Raw genomic sequence first — 19,968 nt, 5'->3', positions numbered from 1 at the left:
GGCTACACTGTGAACCGACTTTTGCGCTGGTGTTTTACACTTTGTGTGGCGTATCCGGTGGTGCTGGTATGGCTGGGGGTTTCCGTTTGGCAGCGCAAGCAGTTGCCGCTGAACGGCCCGGCAATTGTGGTGGCGAATCATAATAGCCATTTGGATATCCTGACGCTATTTACCCTTTTTCCGCTGTCAACGCTATCGCAAGTGCATCCGGTGGCTGCCGCTGACTATTTCCTCCGTAATCGTGCCATGGCATGGTTCGCGACCAAGGTAATCGGCATTATCCCGGTGGTGCGCGGTGGTTCGACCAAGGGCAATGATCCCTTAGCGGGTTGCATCGAGGCGTTATCAAACAACAAAATTGTTATTCTGTTCCCCGAAGGGACACGTGGCGAGCCGGAGCAGTTTTCAGCGTTTAAATCGGGATTGTGGTATTTAAGCCGTCAGTTCCCCAGCGTCCCGATAACGCCGATTTATATGCATGGGCTGGGGCGGGCGATGGGCAAAGGGCAACACATTCCGGTGCCATTTTTTATTGATATCTATGTGGATAAACCTTTCTATTATCATGATGATAAACAGGTGTTTCGCACAGAATTGCAGCAGCGCTTTATCATTTTGCAACAACTTGCCACAAGGAAAATACCGTGACTCAAGGAAACCGTCTCGCGCAGGAACTGACGTTTAGCACCAGTGATAATGTTCCGTTATTCTACCGTTGTTGGCCTGCTGAGAGCGGCGTTGCCAAGCGGGTGATGGTGCTGTTTCATCGTGGTCATGAACACTCGGGGCGTCTACAGCATATTGTCGATGAATTGATGCTGCCGGATGTGACTTTTTATGCCTGGGATGCGCGTGGCCATGGTCAATCACCGGGTGATCGTGGTTATAGCCCAAGTCTGGCCCGTTCGGTGCAAGATGTTGATGAGTTTGTCCGTTTCGCCGCCGTGGATAGTGGTGTGCCGTTGCAGGACATTGTGGTGGTGGCACAAAGTGTTGGCGCGGTGTTGGTTTCAACTTGGGTTCATGATTACGCACCGAAAATACGGGGCATGATTTTGGCATCGCCAGCGTTTAAAGTGAAACTGTATGTGCCATTTGCCCGCCCAGGATTGGCGCTAATGCACCGCTTACGGGGTTTGTTCTATGTTAAATCCTACGTCAAAGGTAAGTTTCTCAGCCACGATGCATCACGGGTTACCAGTTTTGATAGCGACCCGCTGGTCAGCCGACCTATTGCGGTGAATATTCTGTTAGATCTTTACCGTGCGGCTGAGCGGATTGTGCAAGATGCCGCGGCCATTACATTGCCAACGCAACTGCTGATTTCCGGTGATGATTTTGTGGTTCATCGGGCACCGCAACTGAAGTTTTATCAGCGCTTAAGTAGCCCGGTCAAAGAACAACATATCCTACCCGGTTTTTATCACGACACCTTGGGCGAGAAAGAGCGGCATTTGGCATTCGATAAAATGCGGTGCTTTATTGAAAGCCTGTATACCGCACAATTGCCAACGCACAATTACCGCTACGAAGACCGCTGGAGTGCCAGTGCGGACAGCTACCGTGCACTGCAAGTGCCCCTGAAACCGTACTCCGCGGAGGGAATCTACTACTCTGCTTTGCGTTACGGTATGCAAACGTTGGGCCGCAGTGCAACTGGGGTGCGTTTAGGGTTTGAAACCGGTTTTGACTCTGGCAGTACGCTAGATTACGTCTATCGCAATCAGCCGCAAGGCACTAACAAGCTAGGGCGCTACATTGACCAGCAATACCTCAATAGTATTGGCTGGCGCGGTATTCGTAGGCGTAAAGTACATTTACAACAGACGATTCAACAAGCACTCCAGCAGTTACGAGATAAAGGCATGGCGCTGCGAATTGTTGATATCGCGGCCGGTCATGGCCGTTATGTGTTGGATGCGCTGACGAACCAACCTGATGTTGAGCAAATCCTACTGCGTGACTACAGCGACCTGAACGTGGAGAAAGGGCAGCAGATGATTGTAGAGCGCAATCTGGCCGAGGTGGCGCGTTTCGAGAAAGGAGATGCGTTTGATCGTGACTCGTTAGCCAATCTGGCCCCAAATCCGACGCTGGCGATCGTTTCCGGTTTATACGAACTCTTCCCGCACAACGACATGATTCAGGCATCATTGGCCGGGTTGGCCGCGGCAATTCCTGTCGGCGGTATATTGGTTTATACCGGCCAGCCGTGGCATCCGCAACTTAACATGATTGCCCGCGCATTGACCAGCCATCAAGGTGGTCAGCCTTGGGTGATGCGGGTGCGCAGTCAGGGCGAGATGGATGCGCTGGTTGAACAGGCCGGTTTTGATAAATGTCATCAACTGATTGATGAATGGGGTATTTTTACCGTATCGCTGGCGGTTCGCCGTGCCGATGACTGAATCTGATATTCGCTCGCCACGCAAGTCACTGTGGTGGCGTGGCGCATTATGGCTGCTGTTGCTGGCCCCGCTATTTTTTATTAGCTACGGTCAGACCAACCACTTTACGGCCAGCCGTATTGGGGTTGGCAGTGTGGTATATGATTGGGAGCAGCAGATCCCTTTTCTGCCATGGACCATCGTGCCCTATTGGAGCATTGATCTGTTGTATGGTTTGTCGCTGTTTATTTGCACTTCACAGCAAGAGCAGACGCGTCACGCGCTGCGGTTGGTAATGGCATCACTGGTGGCGTGCCTGGGTTTTCTGCTGTTCCCACTAAAATTCAGCTTTATTCGCCCAGTAACCGACGGGCCGTTCGGTTGGCTATTCCAGCAATTGGAAATGTTTGATTTACCCTACAACCAGGCACCATCGCTACATATTATGCTGGCATGGTTGCTGTGGCTACGATTCTGGCCGCACTGCAAAGGGGTATTCCGTTGGTTGATGAGTGGTTGGTTTGCATTGATTGCAGTCTCGGTGCTCACGACCTGGCAGCATCATGTGATTGATCTTGTTACAGGGCTGGCGGCAGGTGTGGTTGTCAGTTATCTGGTCCCGATAACGGGTGGCTGGCGTTGGCTACCGCCTTGTCGTTCATCGCTGAAACTGGCTTTTTACTATGGTGGCGGTGCCTTATTGGCAACTGGGCTGGCAGGGTGGCTGGGCGGCGGATGGAGTTTACTGTGGTGGCCGGTGCTGTCACTGCTGGCTGTGGCTGTGGGCTATTGCGGCTGGGGGGCTGATGTATGCCAAAAGCGCGCTGATGGCCGGATCTCACCCTCAGCCCGGCTGCTATTATGGCCTTATCGGCTAGGGGCCAGATTGTCGATGTATGGGTTCACTCGCCAGCTTCCCTCGGTAATTGCGGTGGCTGATGGGGTGTTTATTGGTAGTTATCCGCGATCCGACATATTGCCAGCAAGCGTATTGGATGTGACGGCGGAGTTTAGCCGCAGTCGTTACAGCCAGGGTAAACCTTATAGATGCTGCCCATTGATGGATTTAGTGGTGCCCGAGCAACGGCAATTAATGCAGGCGGTTACGTTACTTAATCAACTGCATCAGCAACATGGCACGGTGCTGGTTCATTGTGCTCTGGGCATGTCTCGCAGCGCACTGGTGATTGCTGCATGGTTGCTTGATCAGGGGCGGGTTGCGACGCCATTGGCGGCCGCTGAATTATTACGACAGGCCCGGCCGCAAGTGGTGTTACAGCCACAGCACTTACGGGCGTTGGCAGTATGGCAACAAAAGGAAACATCATGCTCAACCGGCCAATAGCGGGTCAGGTTCTGACTATTCATCTTGCCAGTTGGCGTTATCTGGCCGCACTGACGGTACCACCGATAGTCTTTGCCTTATGGGGCGCGGATAGTCCGGTCGCTACGTTGCTCTTGATGCTCGCGGGTATCACCCATTATTACTGTTGGCGCTTATGGCTTGATGAGCGGTTATTTGCCTTGCTGTATGCCAACTCAGCGCAAACTGAGGATTTTGATGCGGCGTTACAACATGTATGGCGTAGCAAGCCTATCAGCGGGCGCAGCCTGGACTCTCGCTGGCAGGGCGCTCGTAAATTGCTACAGCGCGCTATGTTCAGTGCGTTACTCTTGTGGTTGGTCATGGTGATAGCACCATTAACTGACCTGTTCTTAGCGCGTTAAATCCTGAAAAAGCAGGCCGTGTCGCCTGCTTTTTTTTGCGTAAAATTTAGATAGTGGGTTCCTGATTACCTAACTGTGTGATCACCAGTTCCACCTGTTGTTGCTGCAACAGTGCGGCCAGTTGTGACGGGGGAGAAACATTGGTAAACAGCGCTGTAGCTTTGGCAACATTACCAATTTCGACGGCGGCGGAGGCGTGGAACTTGGTATGATCGGCTGCCAATAAGATGTGGCGGGAATGTGCCATCATCGCTTTCACCACTGTCGCCTCATTAACATCAAACTCCAGCAGGCTGCCGTCGCTATCAATTGCTCCCATGCTGGTAATCAGATAGTCGGCGCGGAAACCTTCAACGAAAGAGACCGCACTGGGGCCAATAATGCCACCATTGTTTGGTCGTAGCGTACCGCCTGGCACCATCACTTCAAAATCGGTATTTTTATATAAAATGTGTGCCACCCTCAGGCTATTAGTAATAATCCGCAGGTGGCTGTGATTTATCAATGCGCGGGCGATATGTTCAACAGTGGTACCAATAGTGATAAACACCGTTGAACGATCGGGAATGTAATCAGCAATCGCCTCAGCAATGGCCATTTTCTCTTTAGTATATGAAAGCTCTCGCTGTTCAAACGCGGTATTCACGACGCTAGACGCTCGCCCGGCTCCCCCGTGATGACGGGTAATCAGCCCTTGTTCGCTAAGCTTACGGATATCGCGACGCACGGTTTGAGTCGAAACATCCAGCAATTGTGCCAATTCATCAATATTCATATAGCCACGACTGGCGATCAGTTGAATCAGTTGATCGTGGCGTGGGTTACCGGTTAGTTCGGTCAGACTCATGCTTTGCTCTCTCTCATTCATCATACTATTGTTTATTTTATACAAAATGCGTCAGGAAAGAGTCAGTTTGATCACAATCAGGTATTCCGGCCCGCCCACCGGGGCGGGTACATTTTAATGCCGCCACGGCATTAGCATAGCGCACTGCCGCAGTAATTGTGTGTTGTCGGCCCAGCGTTACCGCCAATGCACCATGAAAAACATCCCCCGCACCGGTGGTATCGACCACGACTACCTCAAATCCCGCCTGATGTTGCTGTTCGCCATTCTCCAGCCAATAACAACCCTTTTTACCTCGGGTGACATACACCTGTCCGTTTGTGTCACTGGCGGCTAATAAGAGCGCAGCGTCAGTGTCATTTTTGCCCGTCATTCGCTGTAAACCCGGCTCGGAGAAGACCGCGTGGTCCGCAAGAGCGACCAACGGGCGGATATCTTGCGGCGTGACATCGGCATCAAGCAGGGTGGTGATACCGGCTTGGCGGGCCAGTGTAAATGCGGTTAGCGCCCCCTGATGCCAACGGACATCCGCCAACACGACATCATAGTGGCTGAAATCTATCCCCGTCAGCCATTGGGCATCTTCTGGCAGGTCAGGACTGGGATGGTTAATGATGATGCGCTCCCCATGATGGTCGACCAAGACCGCCGACTGCGATGAACGGGCATTGGCGTAGCGGCGGCTAAGGGCGGTATTTACCCCATAGTGTTCCAGCTCATCGAGCAGAGTATTGCCCGTGGCATCATCACCTACCCGGCCAATAAAATCGACTTGCGCGCCCAGTCGAGCCGCCGCTACCGCTGCTGTTGCCGCAGGCCCTCCACCAATCTCACGATAATCATCCGCCACATATTTACCGCCGCTATCGGGCAGTTTTGCCAGGTAATAGAGGCGGTCCTGCACCGCAATTCCTACACATGCAATCCGGGTCATGGTTTCAGTTCCTTGGTTAGCCAAAAAAGGGCTGTTGATCACGATGTGACCATTTTAATTCGTTCAAATGTTAAAAGAGTGACGAATGTCAATTTTTTGACCATAAATTACAAATACGATCAAAAACAGACAAAATATTCCAATCAAGTGACGAAAAATGACATCAGGTGACAGGAGAGAATAATGGCACAGGTAGCATTCATCGGGTTAGGGCAAATGGGATCGCCCATGGCGCGTAACCTCATTAAACACGGGCATCAACTGCATGTTTTCGATACCAACCCCGGCGCGGTAGCGGTGTTGGCTGCGCTGGGTGCCACGCCATGTGGTAACGCAGGGCAGGCCGCCAAAGGAGCAGAGTTTGTTATCACCATGCTCCCTAACGGAGAACTGGTGCATGACGTGCTGTTCGGCAACGACGGCGTTTGTAGCCGCTTGTCACCAGATGCACTGGTGATTGATATGTCCACTATCCATCCATTACAGACTGACCGTTTGGCGCAACAGATGCAGGCCAAAGGGTATGGTTTTATGGATGCGCCGGTGGGGCGTACCTCTGACCATGCACAGGCCGGCACCTTATTGATACTGGCGGGGGGAACGCAAGCGCAGGTTGAGCGGGCAACGCCATTGCTGATGGCAATGGGATCTGAACTTATCAATGCGGGCGGGCCGGGGATGGGGATCCGCGTGAAGCTTATCAACAACTACATGAGTATTGCGCTCAATGCGTTGTCGGCGGAGGCCGCCGTGCTATGCGAAGCACTGGGACTGTCTTTCGATGTCGCACTGCAAGTGATGAGTGGCACTCCGGCGGGTAAAGGGCATTTCACTACTACGTGGCCAAATAAGGTGCTGAAGGGGGATTTAACGCCAGCGTTCATGATTGATTTAGCACATAAAGATTTAGGTATCGCTCTTGATGTGGCTAACCAATTGCACGTCACCATGCCGATGGGGGCTGCTTCCCGCGAGGTTTACAGTCAGGCCAGAGCCTGCGGGCGCGGGCGCCAGGATTGGAGTGCCATTTTACAACAGGTTCGCAGTCAGTCTGGTCTGCCAACAACCGAATGATTTCCGATTAATTGATTGTTTTTAAAGCGGCTGTTATCAGCACGCAGAGGGAGAGAAAATGTCTTATGTATCCGGTAATACCTTGATTCAACACGCATGGCAGCATGGCTATGCCATCGGCGCTTTTAGTGCCCACAATGCGGAAACAATCCGCGCGATCTTGCTGGCTGCCGAAGAGGAGCAGGCGCCCATCATGCTGCAAATTGGGCAGAAAGTGATTAGCGTCATGGGGTTAAAACCCATGAAAGAGATGGTTGATGCCTTTATGCACGACATTAGGGTACCGGTCTGTATCCATCTGGATCACAGCCGTAGTTTTGAGCAGACCATGGCGGCGGTTCAGGCCGGTTTCCAGTCGGTGATGTTCGATGGCTCTCACCTGCCATTCGATGAAAATGTGCGTATTACCCGCGCGGTGGCAGATGTCGCTCATGCCTTGAATATCGGCGTTGAGGGTGAAATTGGTAAAATCGGTGGTACTGAAGATGATATCTCAGTTGACGAAAAAGATGCCCTGATCACCGGTTGCGATGAAGCGCTACAGTTCGCCGAACTGACCACCATTGATTATCTGGCGGTATCAATTGGTACCGCTCACGGAATGTATAAGCAAGAGCCGAAACTGGCATTTGAGCGCCTGCAAGAAATCCGCGAAATCGTCAAGAAACCTATCGTATTGCATGGCGGCTCTGGGGTGCCGGATGAGCAAATTCGCCGCGCGATTACCTTGGGGGTTGCCAAGGTCAATGTCGATACCGAGCTGCGTCAGGCCTTTACCCAAGGGGTTAGCGAAGTATTGCATCAATCACCAGAGGAGTATGTCTTGGCGGTTTCTCTGGGCCACGGGCGTGATGTGATGAAACAAAAAGTGATTGAAAAAATCCGCTTGTTTGGCAGCCAAGGGAAAGCCGCTGCTTTTGCTGGCTAATCCTTTCTATCTATCGTACGGCATGGCGTTTTGCATCTGAACGGGCTGGCGACTAAAGCCGTACGAAATACGAGGTTGAGTGTATGACGACAATTCAACGCCAGCAATTTGGCGAGCATCAGGGGCAGGAAGTTTCGCTGTTTACACTAACTAACCGCAATGGTATGCGGCTCTGCGTGACCGACTACGGTTGTATCATCACCCAACTTTGGGTGCCGGACCGCCACGGGCAACTGGAGGATGTGGTGATGGGGTTTGATGATTTGACCTCCTATCAGGCCGGTCATCCGTTCTTTGGTGCCATTGCCGGTCGCTGTGCCAATCGCATTGCGGGTGGGCGCTTTAACATTGACGGGCAAGAGTATCTGCTGGCAACCAATGAACTGCCGACCGGGCAGCATTTGCACGGTGGCCTGCGCGGTTTTGATAAGTATGTCTGGCAGGCGCAGGAAGAGGGCGATGGTCTTATTTTTAGCCGCACGTCGCCCGATGGCGAAGAGGGATATCCGGGGAATTTACAGGTGCGCCACCGTATCGGCCTGACGGATGACAATGTCATGACCTTCAGTTTCGAGGCGCAAACCGATAAGGCAACCATCGTCAATCTGGTGAATCACAGCCATTACAATCTGCGCGGTCACACTCATTTAATTCACGACCAGCAACTGAAAATTGACGCTGACTTTATCACGCCAGTGGATGAAAGCAGCATGCTACCGACCGGCGAGATTGTCCGTGTTGCAGGCACTGCATTTGACTTTCGTAATGCCCGCCGCTTGGGTGATGCGATGCAACAGCGGCCAGCGCAGGATTTTGACATCAACTATGTGCTGAAAAAAAACGATTTATCGCAGAAAAATCGCACCACTCTGCAACCGGCGGCCACGCTGATTTGCCCACATTCAGGTCGGGTGATGGCGGTTCATACCACCTTGCCAGGTATTCAGTTTTATAACGCATTCAAGCTTTCTAACAAGGTATGGAATGGCAAAGCAGGGCATCGCTATCAGGCATTTTCAGGAATATGTCTGGAGACACAGGCCTTCCCTGACAGCATTCATCAGGGGCACTTCCCCGATGTCATTCTGCGACCAAATCAAAATTATTCTAGCTACACCGAACACCGTTTCAGTGTTGTCGCTTGAGCTGCGCCAACCGATAAGTCATTAAATTCACTGGAAGCAATATGATGAATAAAAAAGCAAAAGTGGGCGTGTTGGCCTTGGGTCGTAGTACTTTTGATGTGCCGTATGCGCAGGAAATGCTGGCGCAGGCGTGGAATACCCTGAGAGCAATGGATATCGAGTTGATTGGGGAACCGGCATTACAGTTTGATGCCGAGTCTGCGTTACAAGCCTTGCCCGCGCTGAAGCAGGCCAACCTTGATTTACTGCTAATTTTACAGGTGACGTTTACCGATGCTTCGCTGACCTGTGAAGTGGTGCGTGACTTCCCGGTCCCAACAGCTATGTGGTCCTTCCCGGAGGCTCGTACCGGTGGCCGTTTACGGCTCAACTCCTTCTGCGGGGTTAATTTGGCCTGTCATGCACTGAGCCGCGAAAATATCAAGGTCCAGACTGTTCATGGTCTGCCGGATGATGCCCATGTGGTCAGCGAGCTACAACAATTGGCGCAGGCTGCCGCGATCGTCAATCGTTTTAAGTGCGCCAAAGTGATGGTAATAGGCGAACATCCACTGGGGTTCGATGCTTGTAACTACAACCAACAACAACTGACACAACACTTTGGTGTCAGCGTTGATCGCCAACCCGTGTTGGAATTTATCGATGAAGTAAAAGCGCTACCGGACAGTGCCGCCGATGCACCCTATCAGCGCCGCGCTAAAGATTTCCCGAATTTGGCGGAAATGGACCAAAGTGCGACCTGTAAAACGCTGAAAGTCTACTCAGCGTTGCGTGAGAAAGCGCAACAGCAGGGTTACTCCGGTATTGCGGTGCGCTGCTGGCCAGACTTCTTCACCGATTATGGTTGTGCTGCCTGTGGCGCATTGGCGCTGATGAATGAAGACCTCGTTCCGTGTGGCTGCGAGGCTGACATGTTCGGCGTGCTCTCGTCATTAATGGCGCAGTGGGCTTCTGGTAGTGCCGCGTTCAATACCGACTTGGTCGATATCGACCCGGTGAGCAACAGTGTGGTGTTCTGGCATTGTGGTCAGGCACCGATTGAAATGGCTGATCGCGACGGGCCGGTGCAAGCCACCATCCACTCCAACCGCAAGTTACCCCTGCTATCCGAGTTTGCCCTTAAACCGGGCCGCATCACCCTATGCCGTATTACGCAGGGTGAAGGCAAGTTGCGTCTGATGCTGGCAGGCGGCGAGATGATCAAAGCTCCGCTGGCGTTCTCTGGCACTGCCGGGACGGCAAAACTGGATATCGATGCTGATAGCTATCGTCAACGGCTACTGGATGCCGGTATGGAACATCATACCTCGCTGGTCTATGGCGAGCATCGCCCGCTGCTGCGCAAGGTGGCTCGTTTACTCAACCTTGAGGTGATTGAGCTGACCTGATAGGGCAACCATTCTGATAATAGGGGTTCTGATGAAAGTTAAGAACCCTAACTAAATCAACAGTATTTATACTTTTTGGGGATTTTTATTATGACTTATCAAGCGGGCAACCTGCCGGGAGTGGTATTGGTTGAGCACGATGGCGGTTTCACTCTTTCATTCCAACAACGTTTGTTACTGCAACACAGCGCACAAACACCGTGCCTGTGGATTGGTCGGGGTAAAGCGGACATTGATATGTTCCGTGGCAATTTCAGTATCAAAGATTGCTTGAGTGAAAAACTGGCATTGACCGATGCGGTTATCACCCCACAACAGCAGGGGTGGGAGATTCAATTTAGCCGGGGAGAGGTAGCCCAAGCCACATTACATATTACCTACGACGCGGCCGGGCGGTTGGAGATGTCCCTGCGCAATGGTGATAAAGAGAATAACCGAATGTGGCTACGGCTCGCCGCGCAACCGGAGGACCATATCTACGGCGGTGGTGAACAGTTCTCCTATTTCGATCTCCGTGGCAAGCCGTTCCCACTGTGGACCAGCGAGCAGGGGGTGGGGCGCAACAAGCAAAGTTATGTTACCTGGCAGGCCGACTGTAAAGAGAACGCGGGCGGTGACTATTACTGGACCTTCTTCCCGCAGCCCACTTTTGTTAGCAGCCAAAAATACTACTGTCACGTTGATAACAGTTGCTATATGAATTTCGATTTTTCAGCCCCTGACTATCACGAATTGGCGATTTGGCAAGACGTAGCGGTGCTACGGTTTGAGTGTGCTGACAGCTATATCGGTCTGTTGGAGCAATTGACCGCATTATTGGGCCGCCAGCCTGAGTTACCGGATTGGGTATATGACGGCGTGATTCTGGGGATTCAGGGCGGGACCGAGGTGTGCCAGCAAAAGCTGGAGATGATGCGTGAGCATGGGGTGAAAGTCAGCGGTATTTGGGCGCAGGACTGGGAGGGCCGTCGCATAACATCTTTTGGTAAACGCCTGATGTGGAACTGGCGCTGGGACAGCGACCTCTATCCTGAGCTGGATAAACGTATTGTGCAATGGAAGAAAGAAGGTGTGCGCTTCCTCGGCTATATCAATCCCTATGTGGCGATTGAAAAAGAGCTGTATGCCGAAGCGGCAGAGAAGGGCTATTTGACCAAAGACTACAGCGGCAATGACTACCAGGTGGAGTTTGGTGAATTCTATGCCGGGGTGGTTGATCTGACCAAACCGGCGGCCTACGACTGGTATAAGGAAGTGATTAAAAAGAATCTGATCGCGTTTGGCCTTGATGGCTGGATGGCCGACTTTGGCGAATACTTGCCGACCGACACCGTGATGGACAATGGTGTCGATGCTGAAATCATGCATAACGCCTGGCCCGCGCTGTGGGCCAAATGTAACTACGACGCCCTGGCCGAAACCGGCAAATTAGGCGAAATCTTGTTCTTTATGCGGGCCGGTTATACCGGTAGCCAAAAATACTCGGTGATGATGTGGGCTGGTGACCAGAACGTAGATTGGAGTCTGGATGATGGGTTGGCATCTGTTATACCTGCGGCGTTATCACTGGCAATGACCGGTCATGGTTTGCATCACAGCGATATTGGTGGTTACACCACGTTATTTGAGATGAAACGCAGTAAAGAGTTGTTGATGCGCTGGTGTGAATTCTGCGCCTTTACCCCCCTGATGCGTACTCATGAAGGTAACCGCCCGGATGATAACTGGCAGTTTGATAGCGATGTCGAGACTATCCGTCAGTTTGCCCGGATGACCCAAGTCTTTACCACGCTGAAGCCGTATATCAAACAAGCCGTGGCGCTTAACTCACAATCTGGCTTGCCGGTAATGCGCCCACTGTTCCTGCATTACGAGAATGATGCTCACACCTATGGCCTGAAATACCAGTATCTGTTTGGCCGTGATCTGTTAGTTGCACCGGTATATGAAGAGGGGCGCACCGATTGGACACTCTATTTGCCATCAGACAACTGGATCAATCTGTGGACCGGTGAATCACACTGTGGCGGGGCTGATGTAACTGTCGCGGCACCAATGGGACAACCGCCGGTGTTCTACCGGGCGAGCAGTGAATGGGCTGAATTGTTTGCATCATTACGGGCGTTATAACACAGGCAGAGGCCCGCGGGTGGTGGGCCTCTCAGGAGAGTGACATGAGTGAAATACATCAAGATCCAGTAAAATTGACACTGCCGCTGCGCGAGAAATTCTCCTACGGGATTGGCGATGTGGGTTCAAACTTACTGTTGTGTGTGGGTACATTGTACTTGCTTAAGTTTTATACGGATGTGTTGGAAATCCCCGCCGCCTGGGGAGGATTAATCTTTCTAATCTCGCGTTTCTTTACTGCATTCACCGATATTGGTACCGGTGTCATGCTGGATAACCGCCGCAATATCGGGCCAAAGGGTAAGTTCCGCCCCTTTATCCTCTATGCATCGATGCCGGTGGCCTTGCTGGTGGTGGCTAACTTTATTGGTACCTCATTTAGTATTACCGGTAAAACCATCACGGCTACGTTGATCTTTATGAGCTTTGGCCTGTTTTTTAGCATGATGAACTGCTCATACGGTGCAATGGTTCCCGCCATGACCAAAAACCCACAAGAGCGAGCTCAGCTTGCCGCATGGCGTCAGGGGGGGGCAACCGTCGGACTACTATTGTGTACCGTCGGTTTTGTGCCCATTTTGTCGCTATTTGAAGGGCAGGCGCAGACCGGTTATCTGGTGGCTGCATCCATCTTCGCTTTTGTCGGCATGTTGTGCATGTGGTGGTGTTATTCCGGCGTCAAAGAACGTTATGTCGAACTGCCAAAGCCGGGAGCAGCCAAACCTGGTCTGTTGCAATCATTCAAAGCCATTACTGGCAATAAGCCGTTGTTTGTACTCTGTATTGCTAATCTGTGCACCTTGGCTGGTTTCAATATCAAACTGGCGATTCAGATCTATTACACCCAATACGTACTCAACGATGTCACGTTACTGTCATACATGGGCTTCTTCAGTATGGGATGCATCTTGCTGGGGGTGCTGCTGGTACCGACGGTGGTGAAACGCTTTGGTAAGAAAAACGTCTATCTGGGGGGACTGAGCTTGTGGATTCTGGGGGATGCCATGAACTACATGTGGGGCAGCACCTCGACTTTATTTGTTCTGTTCTCTTGCCTGGCTTTCTTCGGCACCGCTTTTGTGAACAGCCTGAACTGGGCGCTGGTTTCTGACACGGTGGAATATGGTGAGTGGAAAACCGGCGTGCGTTCAGAGGGGACGGTATACACCGGTTTCACCTTCTTCCGTAAGATTTCCCAAGGGTTAGCAGGTTTCTTCCCCGGTGTCATGCTGGCGTATATCGGCTATGTGCCTAACGTGGCACAGGGAGAAAGAACGCTGGAGGGGCTAACGCAGCTTATCTTCTTGTACCCATGCGGGTTGGCGATACTTACCGCACTGACTATGGGGTTGTTCTACCATCTGACCGAGAAAAATTACATCAAGATTGTCAGCGAGCTGGAAGAGCGCAAACGCGATGTCAGTCCGGCAATCTAGCCTTGATCTGTTTAATCAGATGAATTAACACCACCAAAACCCTACAACCCGCTTATGGCAGGATCCGGTGCGAGTGAGATTTAACCGGAGGTAAGCGGGTTAAAAAATAAAAAGGACCTGTCAGATGCCGAATTCAACTTACCAGGACCCGGTAACACTTCGATTACCGCTGCGGGAAAAAATAGCTTATGGGATGGGCGATTTTGGTTCTAACCTGATGCTGTGCATCGGGACACTTTATTTACTGAAGTTTTATACCGATATTCTGGGGCTCCCGGCTATTTACGGTGGCGTGATTTTTTTGATTGCCAAGTTCTTTACCGCCTTTACCGATATGTTTACCGGCGTGCTATTAGATTCTCGCCGTCACATTGGTGTGAAAGGGAAGTTCCGGCCATTTATTCTGTATGCCTCATTACCTGTGGCGTTGTTGGCTGTCGCGAACTTTCTCAATACTGGCTTTAGTCTAAATATCAAAACGGTATTGGCAACAGTGCTGTTTATGTTATTCGGTTTATTCTACAGTCTGATGAATTGCTCTTATGGTGCGATGGTCCCGGCAATGACCAAAAACCCAAATGAGCGCGCACACCTGGCAGCCTGGCGACAGGGTGGGGCGACGGTAGGGCTATTACTGTGCACGGTCGCTTTTATGCCAATTCAACTGCTGTTTACGTCCTCGCCTGAGATAGGTTATCTGGTTGCAGCGCTAATATTTGTCACGTTCGGCCTGGTCTGCATGTGGTGGTGTTATTCCGGTGTCAAAGAACGCTATGTGGAACCGGTATCGGTACACCATAAACCGGGTATTTTTAAATCATTCTGCGCCATCTTTAAGAACCCGCCGCTATTAGTGTTATGTATTGCCAATCTGTGCACGTTGGCAGCATTCAATATCAAACTGGCGATTCAGGTTTATTACACTCAGTACGTATTGCAGGATATTCATTTACTGTCCTATATGGGTTTTTTCAGTATGGGCTGTATTTTGATTGGCGTATTGCTGGTCCCCACGGCGGTGAAGTATTTCGGCAAGAAAACCGTCTACCTTAGTGGCTTAATGTTATGGGGCATGGGGGATGTACTGAATTATATCTGGGGCACCAGTTCGGTCAGCTTTGTTGCATTCTCCTGTATGGCCTTTTTCGGTACTGCATTTGTCAACAGCCTGAACTGGGCATTAGTCTCCGATACGGTGGATTATGGTGAATGGAAAACAGGTATTCGCGCAGAAGGGTCGGTGTATACCGGCTATACCTTCTCGCGAAAAATTTCTGCCGCACTGGCTGGATTTCTGCCCGGTATCATGCTCACTCAGATTGGTTATATTCCCAATGTTGCCCAATCGGCGTCAGTATTGGAGGGGTTACGCCAATTGATTTTTATTTACCCTTGCACTCTGGCAATGATTGCAGCCATAACCATGGGGCTATTTTATAAGCTCAATGAGCAGCGCTTTGTTAAAATTATTGCTGAATTGAATTTACGTAAAATGGCTACGCCGGGGTGATTTCTATTTTTTAGTAGTAATAAGAAATGCTATTAAATATAGAGTAATGTGACGTTAAAAACTGGCGTGTTGTTATTTTGATTGTGTTATTCCTCTACCGGTTATTTATGGCAGAGGAATAGCCATGATAACTATTTGTCATTTTTCATGATGTAAGAAAAATAATAAACCTTCATTTATTGTTATCAATAGGGATTTGTCATGAATAAATATAATTCAATTATCTTGATTACCTCGTTGGTTTGCTCTGCCAGTGCCTTTGCCGGTCGAGCTTATGTTGAAACCCGGGCAGCATATAATACGGCCTCTGAGCTGCATGAAGTTATCCTGCGCGGTGGGTATAACTTTGATAATGGTTCCGGCCTGATGTTAACGAATGCTTATAACACAGGGAAAATGGATCAATTCAAACATAGCTATAACGAACTGGAGGGTTGGTATCCATTATTTCGCCCGACAGATAAATTCACTATTTCCCCTGGCGGCTTAGTGAACTCCAATAGCTCAGGTTCGGGTGGTTCCGCCTATATGGATTTTAACTACAAATTCTTACCGGTATTTAATTTGACTGCGCGCTATCGTTATAACCACAATAACTATGAATCAAAAGATCTCAATGGTCATTATGCTCACAATGACACCCATGAGTTTGCCACTTATTGGAATTTCAAACTGACTGATGCGTTGTCATATACTTTTGAACCTCATTACTTTGTGCGCGTCAATGATTTTCACGGTAAAAATGGCAAAAGTTCTCACTGGGAAATAACCAATAAATTCAGTTATAAAATTGACACTCACTGGATGCCCTATTTTGAATTACAATGGTTGGATCGTTGGAATGAATACAACAGCGAGCAATATCGTTTCCGCTTAGGGTTACGTTACACCTTCTGATCGATAATGAGATTGTTATCACAAAAAAGACGGCACAGTAATGCGCCGTCTTACTCTATCAATACCCGCCATACTTCAAGCTGCATGTGTGTTGGCTGCGCTCGTCACTCGGCCCATCCTTGGGCCTCGCCTGTGCGAAGCCGCTGCAAGCAGTGTTCAAACCTGCTCCCGACCGATTTGTATCTCGCTTGCCGTCTTCCTGCAACTTGAATTATTTAGGGTATATTCTGACAACTGAAAAGGTTAGCGGTCTTTCTTCTTACCAAAAATCCTCAGTAACGCGCCAACGGCACAACCAATAACCACACCCAATATGACCCATTCAGTAAACGACATAATCAGACCTTTTGATTTGTTTGGTCTGATTATATAAATTATTCCTCACTTGTCCATGTCAGGCCACCTCTGGCCTTACAGCTTTGCCAGCATCTCGCGGGTGACTAATACAATGCCATTCTCTGAACGATAGAAACGACGGGCATCTTCATCTGCATTTTCGCCAATCACCATCCCCTCGGGGATAGTACTCGCACGATCGATTACACAACGGTGTAGACGACAAGAGCGGCCCACATTGACGTCGGGTAGCAATACGCAAGAATCAATATTGCAGAAGGAGTTGACCCGCACTCGGGAAAATAGCACTGAGTTGACCACCACTGAACCGGAGATAAAGCAGCCGCCGGAAACTAAGGTATTCATGGTCATCCCGTGACTGCCAGAACGATCCTGAACAAATTTCGCCGGTGGTAAGGGCTCGGCATAGGTACGTATTGGCCAATGAGGGTCATACATATCCAGCTCGGGTGTAATAGCTGCTTGATCAAGGTTAGCCTGCCAGTAGGCATCCAATGTTCCTACATCACGCCAATAATCAGGGGCATCGGGTGATGTTGAGACACAAGACAGTGAGAACGGATGCGCCCAGACATGACCTTGTTCAGTAATTTTCGGCAAGATATCTTTGCCAAAATCATGGCTACTGCCTTTATCGGCGTGATCGCTTTCCAGTAAATTGAACAGGAACTCCGCATTAAAGACATAAATTCCCATACTGGCCAGGCTGCGCTCGGGTTTGCCGGGTAACGTTGGCGGATCCTCCGGTTTTTCCCAAAACATTTTTACTTGTAGATCTTCAGACACTTCCATTACACCGAAGGCACTCGCTTCCTCTTTGGGCACTTCAATACAGGCTACGGTGCAGGCAGCGCCGCTTTCCACGTGATCCAACAGCATGCGGGAGTAGTCCATTTTATATATATGGTCCCCGGCGAGGATCACGACATATTCAGAACGATAACGGCGGATAATATCCAGGTTCTGGAAGACGGCATCAGCGGTGCCGGTATACCAGTGCTCTTGTCCTTGGCGCTGTTGTGCAGGTAACAAATCAACAAACTCGTTCATCTCTTCACTGAGAAACGACCAACCATGCTGAATATGTTGCACCAAGGTATGAGACTGATACTGCGTTATTACGCCGATTCGGCGAATACCTGAATTGAGGCAGTTAGAGAGTGCGAAGTCGATAATGCGGTATTTTCCGCCAAAGTGAACTGCGGGTTTCGCGCGAACGGACGTAAGATCTTTAAGGCGTGAGCCACGGCCTCCTGCAAGAATCAGTGCTACGGCTTTGTTTGGAAGTTGTCTGGCCGACATGACTCTGTCGATATCGCCTGTTTTCCGCATGTCAGACTCCTTATGATGTGTATGTATAGCTGCCGGATTACGGGCTATATTCTCCAATCCTAATGTGCCAAATGCTTTTATGCGCTTAATGCTTTTCGGACAATGGCCGGAATGATAAAGCGGATTTGTACCCTCCCTCCTTTCAATATAAATATCGTTAATGACATAATCGGCTAATTATGGTTCTAACACTGAGAAGCGAATCAAGTTTAGCGCCAATTGACATAATTTTTTGCTCTATAGCACTTATTAGCACTCCTACTGTTTATTGCTTTCGCACATTGTGGGGGCGTCGATCGTCGACCATACTCGTTGAGGCAAAAATATTCGTAGTTTTAATAAGGATATAAAATTATGACAGTAACAGTAGATAGTCTGCGATTATCCGCACTGGTTTTGATGCTAAGTAGCAGCGCGATTAGTGCCGCACCGGTTGCTATCCCGCCTACCGGTTACACATTGGAGCGCGTGGTTATTTTGAGCCGCCATGGTGTCCGCTCGCCAACCAAACAAACACAGTTAATGAATGATGTAACCCCCGACAAGTGGCCGCAATGGCCGGTCGCCGCAGGATACTTAACCCCCCGAGGTGCACAATTAGTAACATTGATGGGCGGATTCTATGGCGATTACTTCCGTAGCAAAGGGTTACTCGCGCCAGGGTGCCCAACTGACACGGCTATCTATGCGCAGGCCGATGTTGATCAACGAACGCGTTTAACCGGGCAGGCATTTCTTGATGGAATAGCACCGGGGTGCGGCCTGAAAGTACATTATCAGGCTGATTTGAAAAAAGTGGATCCGCTGTTTCACCCTGTCGACGCGGGGGTGTGTAAGTTAGATTCGACACAAACCCATCAGGCTGTTGAGGAGCGACTAGGCGCGCCATTAAGTGAACTAAGCCAGCGCTATGCTAAACCCTTTGCCCAGATGGGCGAGGTATTGAACTTTGCAGCATCGCCTTACTGTAAGTTACTGCAAAAACAAGGAAAAATCTGTGATTTTGCCCAATTTGCAGCGAATGAAATCACGGTGAATAATAGTGGGACAAAAGTCTCGCTCAGTGGACCATTGGCGCTATCATCAACCTTGGGTGAGATCTTCCTGCTACAGAATTCACAAGCGATGCCTGATGTTGCCTGGCATCGGTTAACGGGAGAAGAAAATTGGATCTCGTTATTATCGTTGCATAATGCGCAATTTGATTTAATGGCCAAAACACCTTATATCGCTCGTCATAAGGGCACTCCATTATTGCAACAGATCGAGACCGCACTCGTCCTTCAGCGCGATGCTCAGGGACAAACACTGCCGTTATCACCACAAACCAAAGTTCTTTTCCTTGGTGGGCATGATACGAATATTGCCAATATTGGCGGAATGTTGGGTGCCAATTGGCAACTACCACAGCAACCCGATAATACACCGCCCGGTGGAGGGTTAGTCTTTGAGCTATGGCAGAACCCAGATAATCATCAACGCTATGTCGCGGTGAAAATGTTCTATCAAACCATGGAGCAATTACGAAATGCTGAGAAACTAGATTTGAAAAACAATCCGGCAGGTAGGGTTCCTGTTGCGATTGAAGGTTGTGAAAACAGCGGAGAGGACAAACTTTGTCAGCTTGAGACCTTCCAAAAGAAAGTGGCTCAGGCGATTGAACCGGCTTGTCATATTTAAATAACGCTGATCCGACGGGTGGTCATTAACACCCGCCGGATATATTATTGGCAGTTGATGATAATCAGTGTTGGCTAGGATTCCACTCTCTGCTGTTATAGTTGATGGCTACTATAGTTGCGTTGTCAAATAGTTGCGTTATCAAATGCCATAATCATATAAATAGCAAGGTTATATAAAAATGATGGGGCGACC

At 50.0% G+C, this 19,968-nt stretch carries 16 protein-coding genes; 13 read left to right on the top strand and 3 right to left on the bottom strand.

What is annotated here, in order from left to right; all coding sequences use genetic code 11:
- The first annotated feature begins 9 nt into the window (after positions 1-9).
- The 4 genes from V1956_RS16055 to V1956_RS16040 are packed head-to-tail and all read left to right on the top strand — an operon-like array spanning position 10 to position 4,115.
- Positions 10-648, top strand: a complete 639-nt coding sequence (locus V1956_RS16055; RefSeq protein WP_372558635.1) for a lysophospholipid acyltransferase family protein — start codon at positions 10-12, stop codon at positions 646-648.
- A complete protein-coding gene (locus V1956_RS16050; protein ID WP_420074670.1) occupies positions 645-2,408 on the top strand; it encodes a bifunctional alpha/beta hydrolase/class I SAM-dependent methyltransferase in 1,764 nt (587 codons plus the stop codon). The genes V1956_RS16055 and V1956_RS16050 overlap by 4 nt, the downstream gene beginning before the upstream one ends.
- Positions 2,401-3,732: a phosphatase PAP2/dual specificity phosphatase family protein gene (locus V1956_RS16045; protein ID WP_420074669.1), complete on the top strand. Its 1,332-nt coding sequence runs from the start codon at positions 2,401-2,403 to the stop codon at positions 3,730-3,732. The genes V1956_RS16050 and V1956_RS16045 overlap by 8 nt, the downstream gene beginning before the upstream one ends.
- On the top strand, positions 3,714-4,115 hold the full coding sequence (locus V1956_RS16040) for a hypothetical protein (RefSeq protein WP_372558638.1): 402 nt from the start codon (positions 3,714-3,716) through the stop codon (positions 4,113-4,115). The genes V1956_RS16045 and V1956_RS16040 overlap by 19 nt, the downstream gene beginning before the upstream one ends.
- Positions 4,116-4,161: 46 nt before the next feature.
- Here the strand turns inward: V1956_RS16040 and V1956_RS16035 are convergent, their stop codons facing one another.
- Both V1956_RS16035 and V1956_RS16030 read right to left on the bottom strand, forming a co-directional pair.
- On the bottom strand, positions 4,162-4,962 hold the full coding sequence (locus V1956_RS16035; protein WP_372558639.1) for a DeoR/GlpR family DNA-binding transcription regulator: 801 nt from the start codon (positions 4,960-4,962) through the stop codon (positions 4,162-4,164).
- Positions 4,963-4,999: 37 nt separating this feature from the next.
- Positions 5,000-5,896 (bottom strand): sugar kinase, encoded by an 897-nt coding sequence (locus tag V1956_RS16030; RefSeq protein WP_372558640.1) that lies wholly within the window; start codon positions 5,894-5,896, stop codon positions 5,000-5,002.
- 183 nt (positions 5,897-6,079) lie between these two features.
- On the opposite strand from V1956_RS16030, the gene yihU reads away from it, so the two are divergent.
- From yihU to ompL, 8 genes are all read left to right on the top strand, one after another.
- A complete protein-coding gene (gene yihU, locus V1956_RS16025; protein ID WP_372558641.1) occupies positions 6,080-6,970 on the top strand; it encodes a sulfolactaldehyde 3-reductase in 891 nt (296 codons plus the stop codon).
- Positions 6,971-7,028: 58 nt separating this feature from the next.
- Entirely contained in the window at positions 7,029-7,898 is an 870-nt protein-coding gene (locus tag V1956_RS16020) for a class II fructose-bisphosphate aldolase (protein ID WP_420071289.1), read from the top strand.
- Positions 7,899-7,981: 83 nt separating this feature from the next.
- Positions 7,982-9,043: an aldose epimerase family protein gene (locus V1956_RS16015; protein WP_442825338.1), complete on the top strand. Its 1,062-nt coding sequence runs from the start codon at positions 7,982-7,984 to the stop codon at positions 9,041-9,043.
- 41 nt (positions 9,044-9,084) lie between these two features.
- On the top strand, positions 9,085-10,431 hold the full coding sequence (locus V1956_RS16010) for an L-fucose/L-arabinose isomerase family protein (protein WP_227746540.1): 1,347 nt from the start codon (positions 9,085-9,087) through the stop codon (positions 10,429-10,431).
- 90 nt (positions 10,432-10,521) lie between these two features.
- A complete protein-coding gene (locus tag V1956_RS16005) occupies positions 10,522-12,561 on the top strand; it encodes an alpha-glucosidase (RefSeq protein ID WP_442825337.1) in 2,040 nt (679 codons plus the stop codon).
- A gap of 44 nt (positions 12,562-12,605) precedes the next feature.
- Entirely contained in the window at positions 12,606-13,997 is a 1,392-nt protein-coding gene (locus V1956_RS16000) for an MFS transporter (protein ID WP_372558646.1), read from the top strand.
- 124 nt (positions 13,998-14,121) lie between these two features.
- Positions 14,122-15,507 (top strand): MFS transporter, encoded by a 1,386-nt coding sequence (locus tag V1956_RS15995; RefSeq protein ID WP_372558647.1) that lies wholly within the window; start codon positions 14,122-14,124, stop codon positions 15,505-15,507.
- Between the two features lie 201 nt (positions 15,508-15,708).
- Positions 15,709-16,404, top strand: coding sequence for a porin OmpL (ompL, locus tag V1956_RS15990; RefSeq protein ID WP_372558648.1), 696 nt, complete (start codon positions 15,709-15,711; stop codon positions 16,402-16,404).
- A gap of 411 nt (positions 16,405-16,815) precedes the next feature.
- Here the strand turns inward: ompL and glgC are convergent, their stop codons facing one another.
- Complete coding sequence (glgC, locus tag V1956_RS15985; RefSeq protein WP_420075296.1) at positions 16,816-18,093, bottom strand: glucose-1-phosphate adenylyltransferase; 1,278 nt, start codon at positions 18,091-18,093, stop codon at positions 16,816-16,818.
- Between the two features lie 354 nt (positions 18,094-18,447).
- Here glgC and V1956_RS15980 point away from each other — a divergent pair, with 354 nt between their 5' ends.
- Positions 18,448-19,773, top strand: coding sequence for an AppA family phytase/histidine-type acid phosphatase (locus V1956_RS15980; protein WP_372558649.1), 1,326 nt, complete (start codon positions 18,448-18,450; stop codon positions 19,771-19,773).
- The last annotated feature ends 195 nt before the right edge of the window (positions 19,774-19,968 follow it).

Origin of the sequence: Yersinia sp. 2540 StPb PI (assembly GCF_052217165.1) — a bacterium.
GTDB lineage: Bacteria > Pseudomonadota > Gammaproteobacteria > Enterobacterales > Enterobacteriaceae > Yersinia > Yersinia enterocolitica_E.
This window is presented reverse-complemented; position numbering and strand designations above follow the sequence as displayed.